Annotated in this window: 16 protein-coding genes and 1 tRNA gene; 10 read left to right on the top strand and 7 right to left on the bottom strand. The window is 57.2% G+C overall.

The features are described from left to right. Positions 1-13 precede the first annotated feature (13 nt). Positions 14-553 (top strand): methylated-DNA--[protein]-cysteine S-methyltransferase, encoded by a 540-nt coding sequence (locus HJW02_RS02920; protein WP_102721309.1) that lies wholly within the window; start codon positions 14-16, stop codon positions 551-553. 191 nt (positions 554-744) lie between these two features. Here the strand turns inward: HJW02_RS02920 and HJW02_RS02925 are convergent. The 5 genes from HJW02_RS02925 to HJW02_RS02945 form a co-directional block, all read right to left on the bottom strand. Beyond that, positions 745-819, bottom strand: a tRNA-Arg gene (locus HJW02_RS02925). Positions 820-978: 159 nt separating this feature from the next. Continuing rightward, positions 979-2091, bottom strand: a complete 1113-nt coding sequence (locus tag HJW02_RS02930; RefSeq protein ID WP_102721000.1) for an ABC transporter permease — start codon at positions 2089-2091, stop codon at positions 979-981. A gap of 4 nt (positions 2092-2095) precedes the next feature. Then, positions 2096-3202: an ABC transporter permease gene (locus HJW02_RS02935; RefSeq protein WP_022396280.1), complete on the bottom strand. Its 1107-nt coding sequence runs from the start codon at positions 3200-3202 to the stop codon at positions 2096-2098. Then, on the bottom strand, positions 3199-4962 hold the full coding sequence (locus HJW02_RS02940; RefSeq protein WP_102720999.1) for an ATP-binding cassette domain-containing protein: 1764 nt from the start codon (positions 4960-4962) through the stop codon (positions 3199-3201). Before HJW02_RS02940 ends, HJW02_RS02935 begins: the two co-directional genes overlap by 4 nt. Beyond that, positions 4959-5981, bottom strand: coding sequence for an efflux RND transporter periplasmic adaptor subunit (locus HJW02_RS02945; RefSeq protein WP_022396278.1), 1023 nt, complete (start codon positions 5979-5981; stop codon positions 4959-4961). The genes HJW02_RS02940 and HJW02_RS02945 overlap by 4 nt, the downstream gene beginning before the upstream one ends. A gap of 135 nt (positions 5982-6116) precedes the next feature. On the opposite strand from HJW02_RS02945, the gene alaS reads away from it, so the two are divergent. Together alaS and pssA are read left to right on the top strand one after the other, a co-directional pair. After that, positions 6117-8942, top strand: a complete 2826-nt coding sequence (gene alaS / locus HJW02_RS02950; protein WP_240454384.1) for an alanine--tRNA ligase — start codon at positions 6117-6119, stop codon at positions 8940-8942. 33 nt (positions 8943-8975) lie between these two features. After that, entirely contained in the window at positions 8976-9800 is an 825-nt protein-coding gene (pssA, locus tag HJW02_RS02955) for a CDP-diacylglycerol--serine O-phosphatidyltransferase (protein WP_102720997.1), read from the top strand. Between the two features lie 279 nt (positions 9801-10079). On the opposite strand, the gene HJW02_RS02960 is transcribed toward pssA, so the two are convergent. Continuing rightward, positions 10080-10595, bottom strand: coding sequence for a hypothetical protein (locus HJW02_RS02960; RefSeq protein WP_102720996.1), 516 nt, complete (start codon positions 10593-10595; stop codon positions 10080-10082). A 64-nt stretch (positions 10596-10659) separates the two neighbouring features. Between HJW02_RS02960 and folP the strand changes: the two genes are divergently transcribed. The 6 genes from folP to HJW02_RS02990 all read left to right on the top strand — a co-directional run bounded on the left by folP (position 10660) and on the right by HJW02_RS02990 (position 20185). Next, positions 10660-11499, top strand: a complete 840-nt coding sequence (gene folP / locus HJW02_RS02965) for a dihydropteroate synthase (protein ID WP_022396274.1) — start codon at positions 10660-10662, stop codon at positions 11497-11499. A gap of 7 nt (positions 11500-11506) precedes the next feature. After that, positions 11507-14104: a YfhO family protein gene (locus tag HJW02_RS02970; RefSeq protein ID WP_102720995.1), complete on the top strand. Its 2598-nt coding sequence runs from the start codon at positions 11507-11509 to the stop codon at positions 14102-14104. Positions 14105-14336: 232 nt separating this feature from the next. Further along, positions 14337-14519: a hypothetical protein gene (locus tag HJW02_RS02975; RefSeq protein ID WP_022396272.1), complete on the top strand. Its 183-nt coding sequence runs from the start codon at positions 14337-14339 to the stop codon at positions 14517-14519. Between the two features lie 340 nt (positions 14520-14859). Then, the gene (locus HJW02_RS02980) at positions 14860-17307 is read left to right on the top strand and encodes a two-component regulator propeller domain-containing protein (RefSeq protein ID WP_180971758.1); all 2448 of its coding nucleotides are present in this window, start codon (positions 14860-14862) and stop codon (positions 17305-17307) included. Then, the gene (locus tag HJW02_RS02985; protein WP_102720993.1) at positions 17307-18752 is read left to right on the top strand and encodes a hypothetical protein; all 1446 of its coding nucleotides are present in this window, start codon (positions 17307-17309) and stop codon (positions 18750-18752) included. Before HJW02_RS02980 ends, HJW02_RS02985 begins: the two co-directional genes overlap by 1 nt. 5 nt (positions 18753-18757) lie before the next feature. Further along, positions 18758-20185, top strand: a complete 1428-nt coding sequence (locus tag HJW02_RS02990; RefSeq protein WP_146019596.1) for a hypothetical protein — start codon at positions 18758-18760, stop codon at positions 20183-20185. Positions 20186-20549: 364 nt separating this feature from the next. Here the strand turns inward: HJW02_RS02990 and HJW02_RS02995 are convergent, their stop codons facing one another. Beyond that, positions 20550-20702: a hypothetical protein gene (locus tag HJW02_RS02995; RefSeq protein WP_156340805.1), complete on the bottom strand. Its 153-nt coding sequence runs from the start codon at positions 20700-20702 to the stop codon at positions 20550-20552. Positions 20703-20864: 162 nt separating this feature from the next. On the opposite strand from HJW02_RS02995, the gene ispG reads away from it, so the two are divergent. Then, complete coding sequence (gene ispG / locus HJW02_RS03000; RefSeq protein ID WP_022396268.1) at positions 20865-22625, top strand: (E)-4-hydroxy-3-methylbut-2-enyl-diphosphate synthase; 1761 nt, start codon at positions 20865-20867, stop codon at positions 22623-22625. The last annotated feature ends 16 nt before the right edge of the window (positions 22626-22641 follow it).

Here is a 22641-nt window from a genome sequence, read left to right on the forward strand (position 1 = left end):
CAATAGAAAGATGATGTATTACTCAACACACTATTCGTCACCCCTTGGGTCGCTCACGCTGGCGAGCGATGGGGAACATCTCGCAGGCTTGTGGCTGGAGGGCCAGAAGTATTTTGGAGATACCGTCAGCGGGGACATGGAGGAAAGGGACGGCCTGTCGGTATTTGCCGCGGCAAGAGACTGGCTGGACAGGTATTTTGCGGGCGGCAGGCCTCCGATAGCCGAATTGCCGATGGCCCCCGTGGGGGGAGAGTTCCGCCAGGCCGTATGGAAGATTCTCTGCGACATTCCCTACGGAGAGGTTACCACTTACGGAGAGATTGCCCGGAAGATGGCCGCGCGCGGGAATAGAAGGAGCATGTCTGCTCAGGCAGTAGGAGGAGCGGTGGGGCATAACCCCATTTCCATCATCATCCCGTGCCACCGGGTGGTGGGCGCAGGCGGGAGCCTGACGGGCTATGCCGGCGGAATTGCCGCGAAAATCAGGCTTCTGAAGCTTGAGGGAGTGGACATGTCCCGCCTTTTCATGCCGAAGAAAGGGACCGCCCTTTAAGTGGGCGGGGAATGTCCTGCGGTTGATGTTTCCGGGAGGCCGGCAGGATGTGGTGCGGAATAACCTGCACAGGCGGAACATTGCCGCCAGACGGTGCGGAGGGGTAATCAAACGCCGTTCCGATGTCTTGCGATTTCAATCAAACAAAAACCGCAGGCACTGATAAACAGCAACTTGCGGTATGAAAAGTCTGGTAGGCCCGGTAGGAATCGAACCTACATCGTCGGTACCGGAAACCGATGTCCTATCCATTGAACGACGAGCCCATGTTCTCAAGGAACGAGAGAGATAGAATAGAAAAAACGGGCCGGATGCAAGTATTTTTATACGGGTGACGGGATTGGCGTGATGAAAATATTAAAGACGAAAGACTAATGGCAAAAGGGCGCCAGAATGTTCCGGGGCCGGGAAAGCAAAGTTTTCCGTCAGGAGATTTTATGGTGGAAGGAGAAAATGGCTGCCAGAACGGCCACCACCGTAACAGTCATGATGGCCGCGAAGAGGGGCCAGAGGTCCAGGAATCCGGCCCCTTCCAGAAAGATGCGCTGGATGAGTTCCAGGCCGTACCTCATGGGGTTGAGCAGGGTGAGGTCCTGGAAGATTTTCGGCATGCTGGAGATGGGCGTGGCAAAGCCGGAGAGCATGACCATGGGCACCAGCAGCAGGAAGGTTCCCACAATGGCCTGCTGGAGGGACTGGGCAAAGGAGGAGATGCACAGCCCGATGGCCGCCGCCGTGACGATGAAGAGCAGGAGCGCGGCGGAGAGCAGCCAGACGGACCCCTGGAAGGGGATGCGGAACCAGAACATGGCTACCAGCACCACGAAGACGGCCTGCATGATTCCGGTGATGACGGAGGCAATCCCCTTGCCGAGCAGGATTTCTCCGGGGGTGTACGGGGCGACCAGGAGCTGGTCGAAGGTGCCTTCCTCCCGTTCTCGGGCGATGGAGAGCGCGCCGGAGAGGATGGAGTTGATCAGCACGAGCACGGCAATGAGGCCGGGGACGATGAACCAGCGGGTGATGAGGTTGGGGTTGAACCAGGCGCGGGATTCTATTTCCACCGGGGAGGAGCCGCCGTTTTTGGCAAGCAGGTCCGCTCCGTAGGCGGAGGCGATTTGCTGGCCGTAGCTGAGGGCGATGGCCGCCGTGTTCGTGTTGCGGCCGTCCGCAATGAGCTGGAGGGAGGCGGGACGTCCGGTCTGGAGGTTGCGGGAGAAGTCCGGGGGGATGGTGAGCCCCACGACGATTTCCCGGTTGTCGATCATGCGGTCGATGTCCTTTTCCGTGGCCGCCGTGGCCTGCCGCCGGAAGATGCCCGTGCCTTCCAGGTCCGCGATGTACTGGGCGGCCGTTTCTCCCCCGTCCTTGTCCAGCACGGCGTACGGCACGCGGGTGACGTTCATGGTGGCGGCATAGCCGAAGATGGCTATCTGGAGGATGGGCGGGATGATGAGGGCCATCCGGCTTTTTTTGTCCCTGAGCACGGCCAGCAGTTCCTTTTTGACGAGGGAGGCTATTCTGACGAGGAAGTCCATGGCGTTATTCGAGGGATTTGGGGGCTTTCAGCCGGGCGATGCCCATGAGCACCACGGCAAAGACGCCCAGCGTGATGCAGCACGGAATGATGACGGAGGGGATGTCCCCGGCCAGGAAGAGGGTCTGGAGCAGGGTGACGTAGTAGCGGGCCGGGATGATGTAGGTGATGGCCCGGACGGCGGGGGGCATGTTGAGGATGTCGTACAGGAAGCCGGAGAGCATGAGCGCCGGCATGAAGGTGCCCATGATGGCGAACTGGCAGGCCAGGAACTGGTTTTTGGTGGCGGTGGAGATGACCAGCCCCAGCCCCAGGGCCACGATCAGGAACAGGGCGGAGACCGCCAGCAGCAGGATGAGGGAGCCGCGGATGGGGATGTCAAAGACGAAGGCGGCGAAGATCATGGAGATGGCCAGGCTGACCATGCCCAGCAGGAAGTTGGTGGCGGCCTTGGCCGTCAGGATTTCCCCGCTGCCCACGGGCGTGACGAAGAGGCTTTCCAGCGTGCCCCGTTCATATTCCCGCGCCATGACGAGGGAGGTGAGCAGCGCCCCGATCATGGTCATGATGGTGACGATGACGCCGGGGACCAGGTAGTAGTGGCTGTCGTTGGCTTCATTAAAGCGGGTGCGCGTCTGCACGTCCAGCACGGGGGCGGCCTGGCCGTTCAGGGAGGCTGCCCAGGACCCCACGACGGCCTGGAGGTAGTTGCGGATGAGGGTGGCCTGGTTGGCGTTGACGCCGTTGACCACGATCTGGACTTTCGTGACTCCGCCGTTGAGCGTGTCCGGCGCGTCGCTTTGCAGGGCGATGAAGGCGTCCGCCTCATGGGTGCGCAGCTTTTCTTCCGCCTCCCGGGTGGAGAAGACGCGCGCGGTCTGGAAGTACCTGGAGAGGGTGAGCCGCGTTTCCAGCTCCGTGGACTGGCTGGAGGCGGGAACGGCCAGGTACGCGATGCGCACGTTTTTGATGTCCATGCTCATGCCGTAGCCGAAGAGGAGCAGGAGCACGGCCGGCAGGATGACCGCAATGCCCACGTTGCCGGGGTCCCGGACCACCTGGTGGAGTTCCTTGACGATGAGGGCTCCGATTCTTTTAAGGGAGGCAATCATGCTTCTTCCCCTCCTTTCTTCATGTGTTCCTCCGTGATGGACAGGAAGGCGTCTTCCAGGGAAGCGGGGGCGCCGTCCTCCCGCGGAGGGGCGTGTTTGCGGATGTCGTCCGGGGAGCCTTCCGCCAGCGTGGTCCCGTCCATCATGATGAGCATGTTGTCGCAGAATTCCGCTTCTCCCAGGAAGTGCGTGGTGATGATGATGGTGACGCCTTTTTCCGCCAGGGCGTTGATGCGCAGCCAGAAGTCCCGCCGGGCCAGGGGGTCCGCGCCGGAAGTGGGTTCGTCCAGAAAGAGGATGTCCGGGGAGTGGAGGAGGGCGCACGCCATGCTGAGGCGCTGCTTGTAGCCGCCGGGCAGGTGCGCGGCGGGGGCGTTCATGTACGGGGTCAGGTGGAATTCCTCTTCCATGGAACGGATGGCTTCCTGCCGTTCCTTTCCGGCCATGCCGTAGGCCCCGGCGAAGAATTCCAGGTTCTGCCGCGTGGTGAGCATGCCGTACATGGAGAATTTCTGGGCCACGTATCCCACTTTCCTGCGCGCCCGCGCGGCGGCGGTCCTCAGGTCCGCCCCGGCCACATTGAGCGTGCCGCCGCTGGCGGGCAGCAGCCCGCAGAGCATGCGGAAGGTGGTGCTTTTTCCCGCCCCGTTGGGACCCAGCAGACCGAAGACCTGCCCCCTGCGGACGGAGAAGCTGACGTGGTTGACGGCAATGAAGCTGCCGAATTTTCTTACCAGGTCCGTCACCTGGATGACGGTGTCCCCTTTTTCCGCCTGTTCCGGTTCCGGCGGTCCGGCGGGGACGGGGATGTCCTGCGGAGCGAGGTCCATTTGATCGGCCAGCAGGGTCATGAAGCCGTCGGAGAAGTCCGGCTGCGCGGGTTTGGGGTGGTATTCCTCCAGCTTTTCCCGCGCAGGGTGGCCGGGGGGAACGATGATGCGGACGGTGTTGCCTTGCGGGGTGGCGTTGATGATGCCGGGCACGGCGGCCAGCCTGCTCTGGAACTGGCGCGCATGCAGCCCCTCCGGCGTGCGCACCGTGACGCACATGCCTTCCGCCCGGGCAATGACGTCGGAGGGCGGGGCGTCCATGAGCAGGCGCCCTTCATACATGATGAGGGTTCTGTTGCAGTAGGCGGATTCGTCCATGTAGGAGGTGCTGACCAGCACTCCCACGCCTTCCTCCCCGGAGAATTGCTTCAGGATGTTCCACAGTTCCCGGCGGGAGAGCGGGTCCACGCCCACGGTGGGCTCGTCCAGCAGGATGAGGGGCGGGGAGGAGACCAGGGAGCAGCACAGGCCCAGCTTCTGTTTCATGCCGCCGGAGAGCTTGCCCGCCAGGCGCGTGGTGAAGCGTTCCAGATTGGTCATGGAGAGCAGGCTGCGGAAGCGTTTTTCCCTGTCCTGGCCGTAGACGCCGTGCATGCGGGCGTAAAGCTCCATGTTTTCCTGTACGGTGAGATCCTCGTAAAGCCCGAATTTCTGCGGCATATAGCCTATGGAGGCCTGGATGGCCCGGCTTTTTTTCACGGAGTCTAGGTTCAGCACGGAGATGGAGCCGCCGTGCGGTTTCATCAGTCCCGTGATGAGGCGGATGAGGGTGGTTTTTCCCGCGCCGTCCGGCCCCAGCAGTCCCACGATTTCCCCGGCGGAGAGGCGGAAGGAAACGCCGTCCACCGCCGCGAAGGGAACGCCGGCGGGGTCCGGAAACATTTTCTGGACGTTCCGGCAGTCAATCAGGGGCTGGGAGTCCGTAGTCATGGCCTGGGCTGTTCCGGAGGCTGCGTTCCGGCGTTCTGGTCCAGGGGGATGGTGACGGTAGCGGGGGCGCCCAGGCGCAGCTGGTTGTCCGGGTCGTCCACGATGATGCGCACTTCATAGACCAGGGCTGTTCTGAGGTCCGGCGTTTCCACGTTTTTAGGGGTGAATTCCGCCACGGAGGAGATGAAGCCCACCGTTCCCTTGAAGTCCGTATCCGGGAAGCTGTCATTGTGCACGGTGGCGGAGAAGCCGGGCTTCACTTTGCCGAGCTGGGATTCCGTGAGGTAGGCCCGCACCCATTTGGTATGGTTCAGGGAAAGGTTGTAAACGGGTTTCTGCGGGGAGGCCATGTCCCCCTTTTCCAGAATGCGGTTGCGCACCACGGCATTGCTGGGGGCGTAAAGCACGGCGTCTTTCAGGTTCTGTTCCCTGATGGTCAGGTTGGCTTTGGCCTGGTTGTACTGGGCCAGGGCCTGGGCGATGTCTTCCACGCGGGAACCGGCCAGCAGCAGCTCCAGTTGTTTTCTGGCTACGTCCAGATTGGCGGCGGCCACCTGCTGGGAGGCGATGGCGTCGTCCGCCTCCTGGCGGGAGATGGATTTGGTTTCAGCCAGAGCCACCAGCCTCTTGCTGCGCACCCCGGCGTTGTTCAGCGTAGCTTCCGCCGCCTGCACGTTCGCCCTTGCCTGGGCTATTTCTTCCGCGCGCGGTCCGTTTTTAACGCGCAGGTAGTTCTGGCGGGCGGCTTCCGCGGTTTGCCGGGCCTCGTCCGCGGCCTGTTGCAGCCGCACCGTTTCCAGCGTGGCGAGTTTCTGGCCGGGAACAACCGTATCTCCCTCGTCCACCAGCACGGAATCAATGCGTTCGGAAATCAGGAAGGCCAGGTCCACCTGGCGCAGGTCCACATTGCCGTAAAGAACGGCCTTGTCCTCAGGCCCGGACGGAGCTTCCCGGTAGATGAACCAGGCTGCCGCTCCTGCCGCCGCAAGAAGAATCAGGAGGATCACCAGCTTTTTCATGTCTTTATTTATACGCATGTATAATTTATTACAAGCAAAAATGCAGCCGTCATGACGGAGAAGGAATTAGCGGTTTACTAACGGGGGCGGAACAGGCATAATCCGGCGACTTTTACTTTTCCTATTATTGATATGATGACCGCCACCGAGATACGCCAAAGCTTTCTGGACTTTTTCCGCGAGAAACAGCACACGGTCGTGCCCTCCGCTTCTTTGATGCCCCAAAGCCCCGGTTTGTTGTTCACAAATGCCGGCATGAACCAGTTTGTTCCGTATTTCCTGGGCGTATGGACTCCCCCCTGGACGCCCGCCCGCGCCACGGACACCCAGAAGTGCATCCGCGCCGGCGGCAAGCACAACGACCTGGAGGATGTGGGTTATGATTCCTACCACCACACGTTTTTTGAAATGCTGGGGAACTGGTCCTTCGGGGATTATTTCAAGAAGGAAGCCATCCGCTGGGCCTGGGAGCTGGTGGTGGAACGGTGGGGATTCCCCGCGGAACGCCTGTACGCCACCGTGTACGCCCCGGACAAGACCAAGGGCGACCCCGGGGAGTTTGACCAGGAGGCATGGGATTACTGGGCGGAGCTGTTCCGTTCCCGCGGCCTGGACCCGGACGTGCAGATCGTGCACGGGAACGTGAAGGATAATTTCTGGATGATGGGGGAAACCGGCCCCTGCGGCCCGTGTTCCGAGCTGCACGTGGACCTGACCCCGGAGGGGAATACGAAGGGCAGCCTGGTGAACAAGGATTCCGACCAGTGCATAGAAATCTGGAACCTGGTGTTTATCCAGTATAATGCGGAGAGCGACGGCTCCATGCGCAATCTGCCGGCGTGCCACGTGGATACGGGCATGGGTTTTGAACGCGCGTGCTCCATCATGCAGTGCACGGACGGGTTCAGGGATTTTTCCCGCAAGCCTTCCAATTACGCCACGGACGTGTTCCGCCCCCTGTTCGACCGTCTGGAGGCCTTGAGCGGCCGGAAGTACGCGGACGTGTATCCGGCGCCCGGTTCCAAGAGAGTGGAGGCGGGGGACGACACCCTTCAGGAGGCGATTGCCTTCCGCGTGATTGCCGACCATCTGCGCACGCTCAGTTTTTCCATAGCGGACGGCATTCTTCCCGGCAACAATGGCCGTAATTACGTGCTGCGCCGCATTCTGCGCCGCGCCGTGCGCTACGGGCGCCGCCTGGGCTTCACCCAGCCGTTCCTGGCGGAACTGGTGGATACGCTGGTGGAATCCTTCGGCCAGGTGTTCCCGGAGCTGTCCGCCCGCGCCTCCACCGTGAAGGAAGTTCTGAACCGTGAGGAGGCCAGCTTCAATGAAACGCTGGACCGCGGCCTGGATCTGTTTGACGCTGAGACGGCTTCCGCCGGAAAGGTGAGCGGCGAGTTCGCCTTCAAGCTGTATGATACGTACGGCTTCCCCATTGACCTGACCGCGCTGCTGGCGGAGGAACGCGGCCTGGACATCGACATGGAACGGTTCAACAGGCTGATGGAGGAGCAGCGGGAACGCGCCCGCGCCGCCCGCAAGAGCGAGGTGGTGCGCGCCCTGGATTTGAAGACGGACGCCGTGACGGAATTTACGGGATACGATGTGGACGAATGCGCCGCCACGGTGCTGGAAGTGAGCAGCCAGGGGGATTCCCTGTTCATCATTACGGACAAGACTCCGTTTTATGCGGAGATGGGCGGCCAGGTGTCTGACGCAGGGTTGATTGAAATCGGCGGGGAGAGCTACCATGTGATGGCCGTCCAGCAGATCGGCAATGCCCGCGCCCATGTGGTGGAAGCCCGCGAAGGGCTGGACGTGAAACCCGGCGACCGCGTGCATTTGAGCATTGACGCGGAACGCCGCCGCCGCATTGAGGCGCACCATACCGCCACCCATCTTCTTCACTGCGCCCTGCACCAGGTAGTCAGCCCGGATGCGGCCCAGCAGGGTTCCTTCGTTTCGGAAGACCGCCTGCGTTTTGACTTTAACAGCGCCGCCGTGGCGCCGGACCAGCTCCGCCTGATTGAAGAGAAGGTGAACGGCTGGATTGAGGCGGCTCTCCCGGTGCACTGCACGGAACGCGCCTATGCGGACGTAAAGGGCAATTCCGCGATTGCCCAGTTCTTCGGCGACAAGTACGGGGATGTGGTGCGCGTGGTCCAGGTGGGCGGCTGCAGGAATGAACTGGACGGCGTTTCCATGGAATTCTGCGGCGGAACGCATATTGCCAATACGAAGGATATAGGCCTGTTCAAGATCAAGAGCGAGGGGGCCATCGCCTCCGGCGTGCGCCGCATTGAGGCCATGACGGGGGACGCCGCCCTGGAAATGATCCGCCAGCACGTCGTCGCCCGGAGCCTGGAAATCGCCAAGGCGGTGGAAAAGATCAAGGAAGTCAATTATGAGCTGGCGGACATGGGGCTGGAACAGGTTCCGGTTCCCACGATTGAGGACAAGCCGGGGCTGTCCGCCCTGGGAGCCTCCGACATCCGGACGGTGAATGATTCCCTGGCGCGTTTCGACGCCTCCGTGGAGCATTTCAAGCAGACAGCGCTGGAGGCGGAAAAGAAGCTTAGGAAGGCCCGCGCCGGGCAGTCCGCCGCCAGGGCTGACGCCCTGCTGAATGAATGGCTTTCCGATGACCCCGCCTCCCTGATCCAGGTGGCGGAAGGGGCCGGGGAATTGCTTCAGGAATTGCTGAACGGCCTGAAAAAGCGCCAGTATGCGGGCGCCGCCTTCCTGCTGTGCGTGGACAGTTCTTCCTTGCTCCTGGGCGCTTATTGTGGCAAAGATGCCATTGCGGACGGATTGTCCGCCGGGGATATGATCCGCGAGGTTTCCGCTCTTGCCGGAGGCAAGGGGGGCGGCCGTCCGGACCAGGCCCGCGGTTCCGCTCCGCAGGATGCCGATCCCCAGGCCCTGGCCGCGGCGGCCCGCAACATCATTAACGGGTAAGCCCTTCACGGGGCGCCCCACTGGACACCGATCATGGACAAGAAGATTTTTCCGGACGAACCTGAGATTCCCATTCTGCCGAACCTGTTTACGGCAGGGAACCTGGTGTGCGGGTTTTTCGCCATTCTGACGATTTTTGAAGGGATCAACCAGGCGGACAGCGACGCCGTGGCGGCCTTCTCCTATTACCAGAATGCCACGTTCCTGATTTTCGCGGCGTGCCTGTTTGACTTGTTTGACGGCCGCATTGCCCGCATGCGCGGGCAGGACGGCCCCTTCGGCCGGGAATTCGATTCCCTGGCGGACATCGTCTCCTTCGGCATTGCCCCGGCGCTGCTGGTGGCCAAGGCCGTCCTGTTCCAGCTTTCTCCGCCGGAGGTTGGCTGGGGCATAGGCATCCTGTACCTGCTGTGCGCCGCCCTGCGCCTGGCGCGGTTCAACTGCATGGCCGCCGCTCCCCGCAAGGAGGGGCAGAGCAGCGACTTTGTGGGGCTGCCCGTTCCGATGGCGGCGGGAGCCGTGGTTTCCACCATGTACCTGGTGATGTACCTGGCGGGAAGGGCTCCGAACGGGGCCATGGACCTGGGCGTCTTCAAGTACGTGATTGCCCTGGCGATGGCGGGGGTGTCCGTCCTGATGATGAGCCGGGTGGTTTATCCCAGCTTCAAGCACATCAACATGCGCACGCGGGGGACCATGTACGCGATCGTGCTCATTGTGCTGACGGTCATCTGCATCTTCAAATTCCCGTGGGTGATGCCCGCGGTCATTTTCTCCATTTACCTGCTTTACGGGCTGGTGCGCCCCTGGGTGGCCCGCCGCTGGCGTAACAGGCTGGAAGCCAGCAATGGAGAATAAAAGGGCTTTTTAGGAAGCTGTTCCTCCTTTAAATGGGCCGTCGTGCGCCTGGCCAGGGTGGTTGGCGCGGATTTGCCGTGTTTCAAACCTCGGGCATGCCTTTGGACCAGGTCTTTTTCTGGGGAAAGAAAACGTCCGTCTCCGGAACTCGCCGCAATTTTCCCGCACGGCGGTATAACGTCAAACCGGCCGCGCATCACAGAGACGGCGGCCGGTTGAAAGACGGAGAAAACGGATGGCATGCGCGAAGGGCGGAACGATTGCCCGCGGGTCCGGCGCTTACTTGCTCTTCTTTTTAAAATCGTCGGCAAAGGGGTCCTTTTCCGGAGCGGTGGGAACGGCGTGCGTCTCAATGTCCTTGGTGCTCTTGACCAGCGTGATGCACACGGGCTTGCTGCGGTTGCCCATGTCGTCATATGTGTAAAGGAAGCGGCGCACGAGTTCCTTGCTCTTGGAATCGAACATTTGTTCCTCCCTCAGGTTGGCGTTGCCGTCGTAACCGTAGCGTACGAAAAAGAGTTCGTTCTTCTGCCCGTCAAAGATCAGGCATGAGCGCAGTTCTCCAAAGGGGCCTCTTTTGTAGAGGGTTACGGAAACGAGAACGTTGTGGATGTTGTAAGTGGTTTTTTTCATCCCCTTGCCGTCCCCGGTCTTTTCAAAGTAGCTGCGCGACCCGTCTTCATGCTTGACCATGCGGGAGGAAGCGGTCTGGACGTTGAAATCATCCTGGCTGGCCGCCAGGGCTCCGGCCGTCATGAGCAGGGGGATGATGAGAAGCAGGGGCGTTGTTTTCATGGTGAAAAAAGTGTTTCTGACTTATTAAAGTGATGTATAGTGCCTTTGACAAGAACGTAATTAGATGAACTGGCTTGTAAGGCGAGACATATTGAATGTGGCGCGCGGCGGCGTGCTGATGGGAATTGTAAACGTCACTCCGGATTCCTTTTCCGACGGAGGGCGTTTCCATACGGTGGAACGCGCCGTTTCCCATGCAAAAGAGCTTGAGCGGCAGGGAGCCCTTATTCTGGACATTGGGGGGGAATCCACCAGGCCGGGTGCGGCGGAGGTCTCCGTGGAGGAAGAACTGGACCGGGTGCTTCCCGTGGTGCGGGAACTCCGCCCATGCACGGACGCCGTGATTTCCGTGGATACGCGCCATGCCGCCGTGGCGGCGGCTGTGCTGGAAGCGGGAGCGGACGTGATCAATGATATTTCCGGATTGCAGGAGGAGGGAATGGCGGAGCTGTGTGCGGAGGCGCGCTGCGGCGTAGTGGCGATGCACATGCAGGGACGGCCTGAAACGATGCAGAACGCGCCTTTTTATGAAGACGTGGTGCGGGAGGTGCGCGGCTATTTTGAGGAGCGTTATGATTTTCTGCTGGGTCGCGGCCTGGTCCCGGAGCAGATTTGCTGGGACCCCGGCATCGGCTTCGGCAAGACGCTGGAACACAATCTGGCCCTGCTGTCCAATATGGACAGGCTGGAGGTGGCGGGACGTCCGGTATTGCTGGGCCTTTCCCGCAAGCGCATGCTGGGAGCCGTTCTGGGTGATGCGGAGCAGGGGCGGGCGCCGCTGAGCACCGCCGTGATGACGGTATGGGGACATTTGCACGGCGCCCGTATTCACCGTGTTCATGATGTGGAGGAATGCGCCCGCGCCCTGCGCCTGGTCCAGGCCGCCGAACCGTTTGTCCGCTGATTGAGCCATGGAACCCGCTTCTTCCCGCCCGGTATTGACGTCTCTGGCGTCTGTTGCGTTCGCCCTGGCCGTTCTGTTCCTGTTCCTGGCGGTGCGCGGAATTTGGCCGCTTGGCGGCCATTACCTGGAATACATGGATAACGGGCAGATGGTGTATCCCACCTTGAAATATTATGCCTCCGCCCTGATGACCGGAGCGTTGGACGGATCCTTCTTTTATGATGTCAATGGAGGAGCGGGCATCCGCGTGAGCCCCTCCCTGCCGCACCAGCTGCTGGTTCCCTCCACCTGGATTGTGGTGGCGATGGGAGACTCCTTCCTGTTGAAGGACATGGTATGGGTGATGCTGGCGGACGCGGCCTGCATCTGCCTGACGGCTTCCTGGTTCCTGAGACGCGTCTTCCCCTCCCTGCCCGTATGCTGGACCGTGCTGCTGACGGCGGGTTATGCCCTGGGGGGATTTTTCCAGACCAAGTACGGGTTCATGCAGTTCCTGGACCACGCCGCTATGTTCCCCCTGTTTGCCCTGGGCCTTTACCAGCTGGTGAACGGAGGGAGGGGGTGGCTGTATGCCGTCGGCCTCTTTCTGCTGGCTACCTCCATGTACAGCGCTTTCATGGCCGTCGTGACCGGCTGGCTGTTCGCGTGGGCCTTCACGCTTCCCCTGAAAGGGACGGCAGAACGCCGCGTCCGGCTGGCGCGCGTGTTCTGGTACACGGCGGCGGTGACGCTGGCGACCTGCTATTACTGGCTGCCCATGATGGAGATGAGCCGGGATTCCATGCGGTCCCTGTTCATGACTCCCCCCACTTTTTTTGAACTGTCCTGGCCGTTTGACCCTCCCAAATTCCTGGAACGCCTGTATGCCTGCCTGCCGGGAATGGCGTGCGCCGCTTTGGCTGCCGTCTATCTGGTTTACGGGAGGAAAGAGGCTCCGCCGGCGAACAGGGGGAGGCGGCTGTTTCTTCTCCTGCTGGCGGCGTCCGTGCTCCCTGCGTTCATTGAACCCCTTCACCGCGCCGCCCATCTGTGGAGCTACGTGGATTTTCCGGTCCGGTTCGGGTTCATTCCCAATCTGGTGGTGGCGTCGTTCTGCGCCTGGATCCTGTCCGGCGGGAGGTTGCCGCAGCCGGCGGGGCGGCGCTGGGGCTGGGGCTGGGGATGGAGTCTTGGCCTTCCCGTGGCGGCGTTTGCCGTCTCCCTGATTGTCCTTCACGTGACGGATATGGACCTGGTGGCGCGCCTTCTGCCTCTGCTGTTTTTTTCATGCGCGTGGCTGTGCTGGAGGCATGTGGAAGGCAAAAGGCTGGTGTGGTCCATAGCCGCCGTGATGCTGCTGGGGCTGCCCGTGGGGGCTGCCGCGTTCTGGAAGCAGGGAGAAGAGGAAAAGGCCGCTGTACTGGCCCTGAATGCGGAATGGCTGGCGCGCGGAATGGACGGGTACGCCGGGCTTCTGCGCGTGAAAGACAGGGACCGCCTGCTGGTGGACAACGCGGATTGCCTGGGGCCTGTCCCGAGCATCGGCAACTTCCGGCATACCACGAGCATCAGCCATTTCCGTTTTCTGAAAAACCTGGGGTACCGGGATGAATTCACGCGCACGTACGGTCAGGGGGGCACCCTGTTTTCCGATCTGCTGCTGGGCCATGGCTTTATGCTGGCGTCCCGTCCCGTGGAAGGAATGGAGAGCGTGCTTTCCCGGGAAGGCATGTATTTATACAGGCTTCCGGGCGCCCGCTGGGGGCTGGTGGTTCCCCAGAGCGCGCTGGGGCTGCGGCTGGATGCGGAAGCCGGCGTGTTCAGCAATCTCAATGCCCTGCATGCCGCGCTTTGCCCGTCAGCGGAAGGCCCCCTGTATGCTCCCGTGGAAGTGCGGACGGAGAGGAATGGCAACTTTTACCGGATGAGCGTGCCGGAATATCCCGGCGCGGTGTACGGCTTCCCGCAGACGGATACGGAGGAACTCCGCGTCAATGGCCGCGCGGTGCCCGTCATGGCGGAAGCGCAGAAGGCCCCCGGCGGGACGTGCCGCACCTATAATGGAGCATTGGAATTAAAGCGTGCGGGTGTAACCGGGAAAACCGTGGTGGAGGGAAGGATGCGGCGGCTTGTGGAGGCTCCTCTTCTGGCGGCTGCGGCGCGAATGCCGGAGCAGGATGTTCCGGTTCTGGGGAAAGGCCAGGATCAATACGGGTTGGAGGCGCAGGGACGCGGAGGCCATGTGGAAGTGTCCCTCTCTGCCGGAAAGGGGGAGGCGCTGATGGTTCCGGTGGTGCATGACCGTGGATGGAAGGCCACGCGGAACGGGGTGGACGTGCCCGTGGAAAAGGTGGGGGAATTGATGGCGGTGCGCCTTCAGGAGGGGCGGAACAGGGTGGTGTTTGATTATTATCCGCCTCTGTTGAAAGAATCTCTGTTTGTTTCAGCCGGAACGGCTCTGCTTTTTCTGCTGTATGCGTGGTGGGCGCGGCGGCATCCGGAATCCCAGCTCAGAAGGGTGGTACTGGCCTGTGGATACAGGCTCTTCCTGTGTTGCGCCGCCGTGGTGCTGGCGGCCGTTTATGTGGGGTCTGTCGTGTTGTTTGTGGTGCAGTCCATGCTGTAACGGTTTCCGGGGAATGGAGAAAACCGCCTTCCGCCGGTTCATGTACAGGATTTGACCGCTCCTGGCGGTCCCGGGAAGCGTTGCGGGAAGACGGGTAAAACAGCGTGATTGAAGCGGTGGGGCCGGAAACGTATACGTTCCCCGGATTGTTTTCCATGCTGGGAAAGGTGACGGGGCCCGTCGTCCGGTACTGTCCGTTCCTCCGTGGGCCGCCTATGCCGCCGTCGGCATCATGGGGATGCTTCATCGTGACGTGATGCTGACCAGGGATGAAATCCTCGGGCTGATGGAGGACAGGCCCTGCGTTGAAGGCATTCCGCCTGCCGGTTCCATCCGGCTTTCCGCAGGGGCGGAAAAGCATGCCGCGGATTTGGGAAAAGCTTATGCTTGTGAAATGTCCCGGAGGAATTGTTGATGATGAAATTAATGACTTAAAAACGGCTTAGACTATTTCTCGCGGGGTCAAGTTCGATGTCGTTGACATCTTCTACGTTTATTTCCAATGAATTAATTTTCAACAAACCGTGGAGGGGAAGCGTGTTCCTCTTTTCAGGGGTTCATTTTTAGTTTAGTTATTTTTCAGCAGACTGGGCCGGTTTCGTTGAACTGGATCTGTACCAGTGGCTCAGTCATCTTTTTTGCGCTCCTTGGCAAGTAGGCTTAATAATTGACTTTTTACGTGTTTATTTCACTATTTTTTTATGTTTCTGATTGTTAGATCTTATTTATTTATTTGGATCTATTGTTTTTTATACATGGGCATTCCTTCAAATGGCGGAGAATTGCCTGCTTGTCCAGCTTCCTTTATTACGTCTATCGTTTGCACCCGTTCAGGAGATATTTGGGTTGCGACGGAAGGGAAGGGATTGATGCGCTTGCCATACGGAGGGGAAAAATGGGAGCAGCAGAAAGGAAACGGGCTGCCTGATACAACAAATTTCTATGCTCTTCTCGAAGACAGGCAGGGGCGTATCTGGGTGGGGACGGACAATAAAGGAGTGGCTGTGTGGAATGGGAAATCATGGCAACAGTACAACCAGTCAAATGCCTTGCCGGGGGAGAGGATCTTCGCCATGGCTGTATCTCCTGTCAGTGGAGATGTGGCTATTGCTACTTCCGGCGGCCTGACTGTTTATCAACCGGAAACGGAATCATGGAAAGATTACACAAGGGCGGAAGGTTTGCCGGAGGACCAGATTGCTTCTCTCTCCTTTGATCGAAAAGGAACTCTTTGGGCAGCTTTTCAAACTTCCGGAGTGGCTTCAGCAGAACCTTCCAACGGATATTCACGGTGGAATGTAGTGCAGACAAAGTGGTATTGGGATACGCTGCAGAGAGTTCGCCAACCATTTGAAGCCAGAGGGAAAGGCCTGCCTTCAAATTTTTGCAACGCGATTTGTGCCGAATCGGGCTGGATTTGGGTAGGCACCAATTCCGGGCTCGGGTACTCTAAAAATAAAACAGACTGGAACTTTCTGAGGGGCAGGGACTATGGGGCGAAAAATGAAGGACTATGGAAACCGGATGAGAAAACGTCTGTCCGGCATGCTCAAAAACTCTTGAAAATGAACCGTAGGGAAAACAATGACGATTCTCTTTTGCCGGAGGATTATATCACCTGTTTTTATCCGTCTTCCCAAGGGATGTGGATAGGATTCAGGGAAAAGGGCGTTTCTTTTGTGCGGAAAAATTTACAAAAAATTCAGACTGTGGATATGCCCTGTGACGATGAAGTGGAAAAATTGGTCAGCGTGACCAGTTTTGCTTCTCTACCGGATGGCAGCTTGTATGCCGGAACGTATGGAAAAGGATTATTGCATTTGGGCCATGTAGAGAGAAAACGGATTTTCCCGTTGAATGATGTGAAGCATCCTTCTTTCCCGGGCATTGGACAACTGTCGGAACTTTTAAAAACCAGGACAGCAATTGATGGAATGAAAAAAACAAATCCCCCTGCAAAAGCCCTTTTCTGGTATGAAGACTGGGCTACCCGGGGCGACTGGTGCGAACGCTATGGACGGAGTTACATGCTCCTGTGCGGAGCTGCCGGACCTATGGGTTCCGTCCTTGAGGCTTTTGACAATGCATACAGATGCGAATCCGTCAAGGGTCCACACGTCAAAGTGGGTGAAAGCGGTGTATCCGGAAAAGTTATCTGGGAAAATGAACGGGGTGACGAAAACATCCTTTACTGCCCCATCAGCACGACCAGAACGCTTGCCCGGTGGAGTGACCGGGGAGAATCCGTAGACAGAGACTTTGACGGTCCGGACCTTGGCGTGCTGATTCAGGTTCCGGACAAAAAACAGCTCCTCTCCTTTTATTTTTATGATCCAACCCCGCTTGCCGACAATGATCTGGACAACAGCCTCAAGGATTACATACTCGAAATCAGAAAACTACCTGCCAATTTTGATTTTGACTCCTTCCTGGGACTTGGAAAAGAGGAGGAAGTTCAGGAAGAAGACTTATTCCGGGAACCTTCCTATGACGGGCTTAAGGATTACATACCCCTGCCTGTTCTGGCGCGAAGCAGGGTTAAATCATTTGCCGGATGTGGAGTTTACAAGAATTTCATCGTCGAAGGCTCAGGGTGGTACTATGTCAGAATATTGAAAAACTACTCAGTTTCTACAACCCTCAACGGAGTATTTATCTCATCCCTGGACGAAACGAAAATTGCTGTCGACAAACTCCTGGAAAGACTAAATCAAAAATCATTCTACTACGGGCTTTGCATACCATCTCCCCCTCCTTTGAACTCCGAGCAGGCAAGTAAACTTTCTTCTAGCCTCTTAAAATTATGGGCTGCCAGCCAAGACATGGGGCTGTTAAACGGGAAAGAAATCTTCTCATCAAGAAAACTTGGAATTTATGCCTACAGACACCTTCTTGCTACCCAGGCTCCAGATGAAATCAAAAAGAACTGGAGATGGAGACTGAAAATATGGGAAACGGAGGACAGGAAGGACTTCCGGCAACAAATGAAAAAAGCGTGGGCCAGTTTGCAGGATACGGTCTATTTCTACAGATCTTCTGAATGGGCTACATTCGCGCCGGATACCACCATTCCCTTTTCAGTCGATGAAGTCAGAAAAATGTCCGCTTTGAAAATAGATTGGAAACAGTATTTGCCGGGTTCAAACAAGAAACCGGAACTTGACGTTCAACAAATGAAAGAATGGTTAAAGAATAAAAAATAATGAACATCAAATTATTTACTGCCATCTTCTTGCCGGCATTACTGTTTCATCTGATGCCGTTACACGCGGCGGAGGATTACAAGTGCGAAGTAAAAATAACTCCTGGCGAGAATGTCGCCATGTCCGAAGATGGGGATAAAGCCATACTGGACAAGCAGGAAGGAAAATCCTATAAATTTAAAGCCGTTGCCAAATTTACACCCGATTCGCAAAGGGAATGGGTCGAATACCGAGGTGGTAAAACAAGAAAGTACACATGGGAACCCGAGCCAATCATGACGAGCGACCCGCCCAGGGGAAAGGGAGGATTTTCTTCTACGGGAATTTGCTCTCCAAGTGAAGAATACTGGGGAACTGAATTCAAGGTAAAGGTCAAAGTGAGAATGGGGTTGGTCGGTCCAAAGAAAAAAAGAGAGGTGGCCGAAGCCGAAATGGATACTATAGCTCCGTTAATCCAAATACAGTTCGCCAAGTTCAGGGAAAATGCCGGGGGAAATGGTTTCACCATTCACGATCAATTCAGAGGGAAGCCTGTTCCGGTTCCGGAATTCAAAAGGGAGGATAAAGCACCGGATGACGATAAATCACCCGTAGGGTACTATGCAGGGGATATTCCTTCCTTTACTGTCACCTTCAAGGCGCTGCCGGACTCCATGAAAACAATCAAGGCAATGTGCACCGACGGAATATTTGCCTCTGAAGCAACTGAATTGTCCATTGCCAATGGAAAAGCCGAGGGTGTCGTCACCGCCAAGGAAGCGGTGGAGAGAAAATGCCGGGGACGCGCAGAAAATGCATCCTGGAGTTTCTCTGTGCTGGGAGTGAAGTTATCCGCCAAGGAACAAATGACCATCAGCAAATGCTATGTTCTTCTTGACAGGGGTAATCTGGACAAGCCTTGGAAAACCCTGCTGAAAACAGCTTTTGGGAAGTGGAACTTCAGCGGAGCGACCACCCATGATCAGCTTATGGACAGGCTTAGTCGCGGTATATCCAACAGTGCTTCTTATTACGATGAATGGAAACCGGAAGTGGGAAAAACCGGCTCCCTGTATGTGGATCAGAAACAAAACCCCATGCCCTTGTCGGTAGCCGGAATGGTAGATGCCATCGACAAAGGAACGGCAAAAATCATCTGTGTGGAAGCTGCCGGTCTTATGGAATATTCTGCGTCGGTTCTCGGCTCGGGCGGAGTCAGTTCCAGAGGAGTCGGGTGGACGGAAACTAGAAAAACAACAAACGCACAAGGACAGGAGGAGACAAAATCCTGGCGCTCCGGCCATGCCTGGTGCCTTTATGGAGGTAAAGTACATAACCCTGTTCCCTACAATGCAGGTCCTACCAACAAATCGGAAAGTGATTACATAAAAGACGATTTGAAATCCGATGAAAACAGGAGTAATTTTACCGAACCTGGCGGCCGCTACTTCTCATTTAACAAATAACCATCATGACTTGCACGCACAGTATGAAAATTCTCCCCTTTTTCTTCATTGCCGTAACCCTCATAGGGCAGATTCTTCATGGGGCGCCTGTTGCAGGGAATGACCTGTATCCCGGCCAAACAGTCTGGGAAATAAAACCGGCCGCAGTATGGAACCAGACCACCATAAAATCCAATCCTGCTGAGCGCAAGGCCCGTCTGTATAACTTGTATGAGGAAATTAAACCAGGCGGGAATCCTGTTCCTGGACAGTCCGAGGCGGCAAAAGACATGGAAGGGCTCAATATATCTCAGTACTACCTGGGATGGGACTATGAGCAGAATTACTGGGTCATTGTCGATATCATGGGAAACGTCTACATGGCCGTCAAAATGTTCTACTCCCCAAACCCCGTCTACAGTCGTCAGAAAGCAGTAGATGAAATGCTTGTCTCACAAAAACAGGGACCTCCGGTCAACCGTAACCGTGAATACCGATGGACCATGTTTGGTGACGGTATAAAAATGGCATTTCTGCAAGTCCCGTTTATTTTAGACGAAGATAAAAAATTATGTGGGGAATTCTTTGCAGAACAGGAGGGGTTTTCCCTCATTGCTGCTGACCACTGGTTCTTTCCGCTTATTAGAAAAGAGCTTAAGGATAAAGAACTGTTTGAAATATCAGAGACCATACTCGCCGCACTTAATGGAAAACGCCAATTCGGGTATTTTCCGAAAAGGACGCGGCAGGCGGTGAAAAAGTGGAAGGATATTTCAAAGATGCCTTATCAAAAGAGGACCAGGCGTGAAGAAGAATTAAGGAAATTAACAAAAGGCATGCCCGAGAGCTTATACGACAGGATTGATCGGAATGCTCGCGAGCTGCAACGGAATGATAATATTCTCAACCTGAATATGCCGGACGGGAACGAAGACAAGGGGCCTGAAATGATACCCAATATTAATAGCGGCATCGGAACGGTGCGCTGGCTCAAGAAGCACGTAAATATCCCTTTTATTGCGGAAAAAGGTCATGACGAATCTCACGTCAACGGATGTTCCGGTACTTTTAGCGTGAACAAGAATGGACGGGATTATCCCGTCACCTACACGATTCTGCATCTTCATACGAAAGACCAGGCCTTGAGAGCGATGTTCGCGATGCAGGCGGAGCAATCAAAACAACTTATCAAGCCGGATATCCTGAAAAAAATCCTGCAGGTACATCCCGGTCTGGTGGGAGATTACGATGTCTGCCTCAAACCGGTAATCAATGAATTGGGAGTCCCCGTACCCCAGGGAGAATACTCCTCAATTAGTTTCATACGGGGTAATACGGCCGTTATGCTGAAAAACGAGACGATGGATATTTCCGTTTTGCCATTGGCAAAACAAATGGACGAAGCTTTGCTTAAGAATATGCAGTTGTTCATGAAACCCGAAGAAACACGGTAGGTTTCTTGTGATTGAAATTTAATTGCTTAGCGAATATTGGCAAAATAGCTCAAGTTTGGAAGTGCGTCGATTGGTGATTCGAGTCCGGGCAATGGGAAGAAGCGCCAAAGAAATAACGCAGCCCTATGATGTTAAAAGGAACCACTTTATACAATCTGCCCAAACGATGCAGGGAAATAGGGAAGTGTAACCGCATTTCCCAGGTTGTAACCCGGTTCCGGATTCAGAAGGGCTCTTGGTCGCGGAAAAACTTGTCTGATGCCCGCTCTTTTTCCTGATGCCGTTGCCGTTATGGGTAACTTGAGAAGTGACAGGGATTGATGAAATGATGCGATTAGTGGGAACCGGCAGTGCTTTATCTTTTTTAGAGCCCTGCCTTGACTCCTATGGAGGAAATGTGGTCCAGGGTTAATTTTTTGTGTGTCAAGCCAAAGCTTGTTCCCGGTGTTGTTGAGGGGAGTTTTACCTGCTCTTTTTCTGCTATTCGCATGAAGACATTCCTGAGTGGTTCAAACATGATGGTTATTCTTGGTTATAGTTAATTTGCTGTAAAGCGTATCAAGTCTTCGTGCAGCGGGAACGGCTCCGTTCCCTTTTCAATGTTGATGGGTTGACGTGAAAAGGCTTTCCGTTTTTGAAGGATGGTTGACAGGGGAATCTGGCGCGGTAGAGTGGTTTCATGCAGTCTTCCTATTGTCCGAGTCCTTACCGTTATACGCGCCGCGTGACCCGTGAAGTCATGGTGGGGGATGTGGGGGTGGGCGGCTCCAATCCCATCCGGGTCCAGTCCATGCTGACGTCCGATACGCGGGATACGGATGCCTGCGTGAAGGAGGCTTTGGAATTGGCCGCGGCGGGGTGCGAGATTATCCGCCTGACCGCCCAGACCAAGGCGTATGCGGCCAATCTGGAGAATATTTCCCGTGAATTGCGCGCGGCGGGTTGCCATGTGCCGCTGGTGGCTGATATTCATTTCAAGCCGGACGCCGCCATGGAGGCCGCCAAGTGGGTGGAGAAGATACGCATTAATCCTGGCAATTTCATCGACAAGAAGAAGTTTGAAGTGAGGGAGTATTCGGACGCCGAATACCGTGAGGAACTGGACCGCCTGAGGGAGGAGTTTACGCCCCTGGTGCTGTTTTGCCGGGAGCATGGCCGCGCGATGCGCATCGGGTCCAACCACGGCTCCCTGTCCGACCGCATTCTGAACCGCTTTGGCGATACGCCGGAGGGGATGGTGGAGAGCGCGATTGAGTTTGCTCAGATTGCCCGGGACCTGGATTACCATTCCCTGGTGTTTTCCATGAAGGCTTCCAACGTGAAGGTGATGGTGGCCGCCTACCGCCTGCTGGTGGAACGCATGAATGCCCTGGGGCCGGACTGGAATTATCCCATTCATCTGGGGGTGACGGAAGCCGGAGGCGGAGAGGACGGCCGCATCAAGAGCGCGGTGGGCATCGGGTCCCTGCTGACGGACGGCATTGGGGATACCCTGCGCGTTTCCCTGACGGAGGACGCCGTGCGGGAAGTGCCCGTGGCCTACCGCCTGTCCAATCCGTTCCAGCCGTCGGAACGTTCCGATGATCCCGTTTCTTCCTTTCCCGAACCGGAGTTGAGCTATGATCCCCTGAAGTTTTCCAAAAGGCAGGGAGGGCTGGCGATGTGTTACGGGGTGCGCCTGGGCTGGGAGCAGCCCGTGCGCGTGGTGGTGCCGGATGCGGGGTTTTACGCCCTCCAGACGGAACGGGATGCGATGGGGGACATGATGCCGGAGCTGGCCTTCGGCCAACTGGAGGCCATTGAGGTGGACCCCCGCTGCGGTGACGAGCTGGAGCCGCTGAAGGAACTGGCCGAACCGTCCGTTGTCACCGTGAAGAACGGCCTGGACATGGAACCCGTGTATGCGTTCCGCCTTCTGGCTTCCCGCATGGAAGACAGGCACCTGATTCTGCTGAAGGATACGCTGGTGCCCGGTTCCGTTTCCGATGAGGACGTGCCGCTGGTGGCCGCCCGCAATATCGGCTCCCTGCTGAGCGACGGCATTGGAGATGCCGTGCTGATTCAGGGGGAATCGGATCCCCGGCTGGCTTCCTTCCTGGGATTCAATATTTTGCAGGCTACGGGGACGCGCCTGACGCGTGCGGATTACGTTTCCTGCCCGTCCTGCGGACGCACCCTGTACAATATTCAGGAGGCGACGGCCCGCATCCGGAAGGCTACGGAGCATTTGAAGGGCGTGAGGATTGCCGTGATGGGGTGCATCGTGAACGGTCCCGGCGAGATGGCGGACGCCGATTTCGGCTATGTGGGCGGCGCGCCGAACAAGATCAACCTGTACGTGAAGCACACCCCCGTCAAGTTCAACATTCCCCAGGAGGAGGCCGTGGAGCGGCTGGTGGACCTGATCAAGGAGTACGGGCGGTGGGTGGACCCCAAGTGAGGCATTTAACGATTCC

Origin of the sequence: Akkermansia sp. GGCC_0220 (assembly GCF_017566105.1) — a bacterium.
GTDB classification, from domain to species: domain Bacteria; phylum Verrucomicrobiota; class Verrucomicrobiia; order Verrucomicrobiales; family Akkermansiaceae; genus Akkermansia; species Akkermansia massiliensis.

Bases quoted from the DNA above. Each gene is read 5' to 3' on its own strand.
- HJW02_RS02920 (WP_102721309.1), top strand. From the start codon at position 14: ATGTATTACTCAACACACTATTCGTCACCCCTTGGGTCGCTCACGCTG.
- HJW02_RS02930 (WP_102721000.1), bottom strand. From the start codon at position 2,091: ATGGACTTCCTCGTCAGAATAGCCTCCCTCGTCAAAAAGGAACTGCTG.
- HJW02_RS02935 (WP_022396280.1), bottom strand. From the start codon at position 3,202: ATGATTGCCTCCCTTAAAAGAATCGGAGCCCTCATCGTCAAGGAACTC.
- HJW02_RS02940 (WP_102720999.1), bottom strand. From the start codon at position 4,962: ATGACTACGGACTCCCAGCCCCTGATTGACTGCCGGAACGTCCAGAAA.
- HJW02_RS02945 (WP_022396278.1), bottom strand. From the start codon at position 5,981: ATGAAAAAGCTGGTGATCCTCCTGATTCTTCTTGCGGCGGCAGGAGCG.
- alaS (WP_240454384.1), top strand. From the start codon at position 6,117: ATGACCGCCACCGAGATACGCCAAAGCTTTCTGGACTTTTTCCGCGAG.
- pssA (WP_102720997.1), top strand. From the start codon at position 8,976: ATGGACAAGAAGATTTTTCCGGACGAACCTGAGATTCCCATTCTGCCG.
- HJW02_RS02960 (WP_102720996.1), bottom strand. From the start codon at position 10,595: ATGAAAACAACGCCCCTGCTTCTCATCATCCCCCTGCTCATGACGGCC.
- folP (WP_022396274.1), top strand. From the start codon at position 10,660: ATGAACTGGCTTGTAAGGCGAGACATATTGAATGTGGCGCGCGGCGGC.
- HJW02_RS02970 (WP_102720995.1), top strand. From the start codon at position 11,507: ATGGAACCCGCTTCTTCCCGCCCGGTATTGACGTCTCTGGCGTCTGTT.
- HJW02_RS02975 (WP_022396272.1), top strand. From the start codon at position 14,337: ATGGGGATGCTTCATCGTGACGTGATGCTGACCAGGGATGAAATCCTC.
- HJW02_RS02980 (WP_180971758.1), top strand. From the start codon at position 14,860: ATGGGCATTCCTTCAAATGGCGGAGAATTGCCTGCTTGTCCAGCTTCC.
- HJW02_RS02985 (WP_102720993.1), top strand. From the start codon at position 17,307: ATGAACATCAAATTATTTACTGCCATCTTCTTGCCGGCATTACTGTTT.
- HJW02_RS02990 (WP_146019596.1), top strand. From the start codon at position 18,758: ATGACTTGCACGCACAGTATGAAAATTCTCCCCTTTTTCTTCATTGCC.
- HJW02_RS02995 (WP_156340805.1), bottom strand. From the start codon at position 20,702: ATGTTTGAACCACTCAGGAATGTCTTCATGCGAATAGCAGAAAAAGAG.
- ispG (WP_022396268.1), top strand. From the start codon at position 20,865: ATGCAGTCTTCCTATTGTCCGAGTCCTTACCGTTATACGCGCCGCGTG.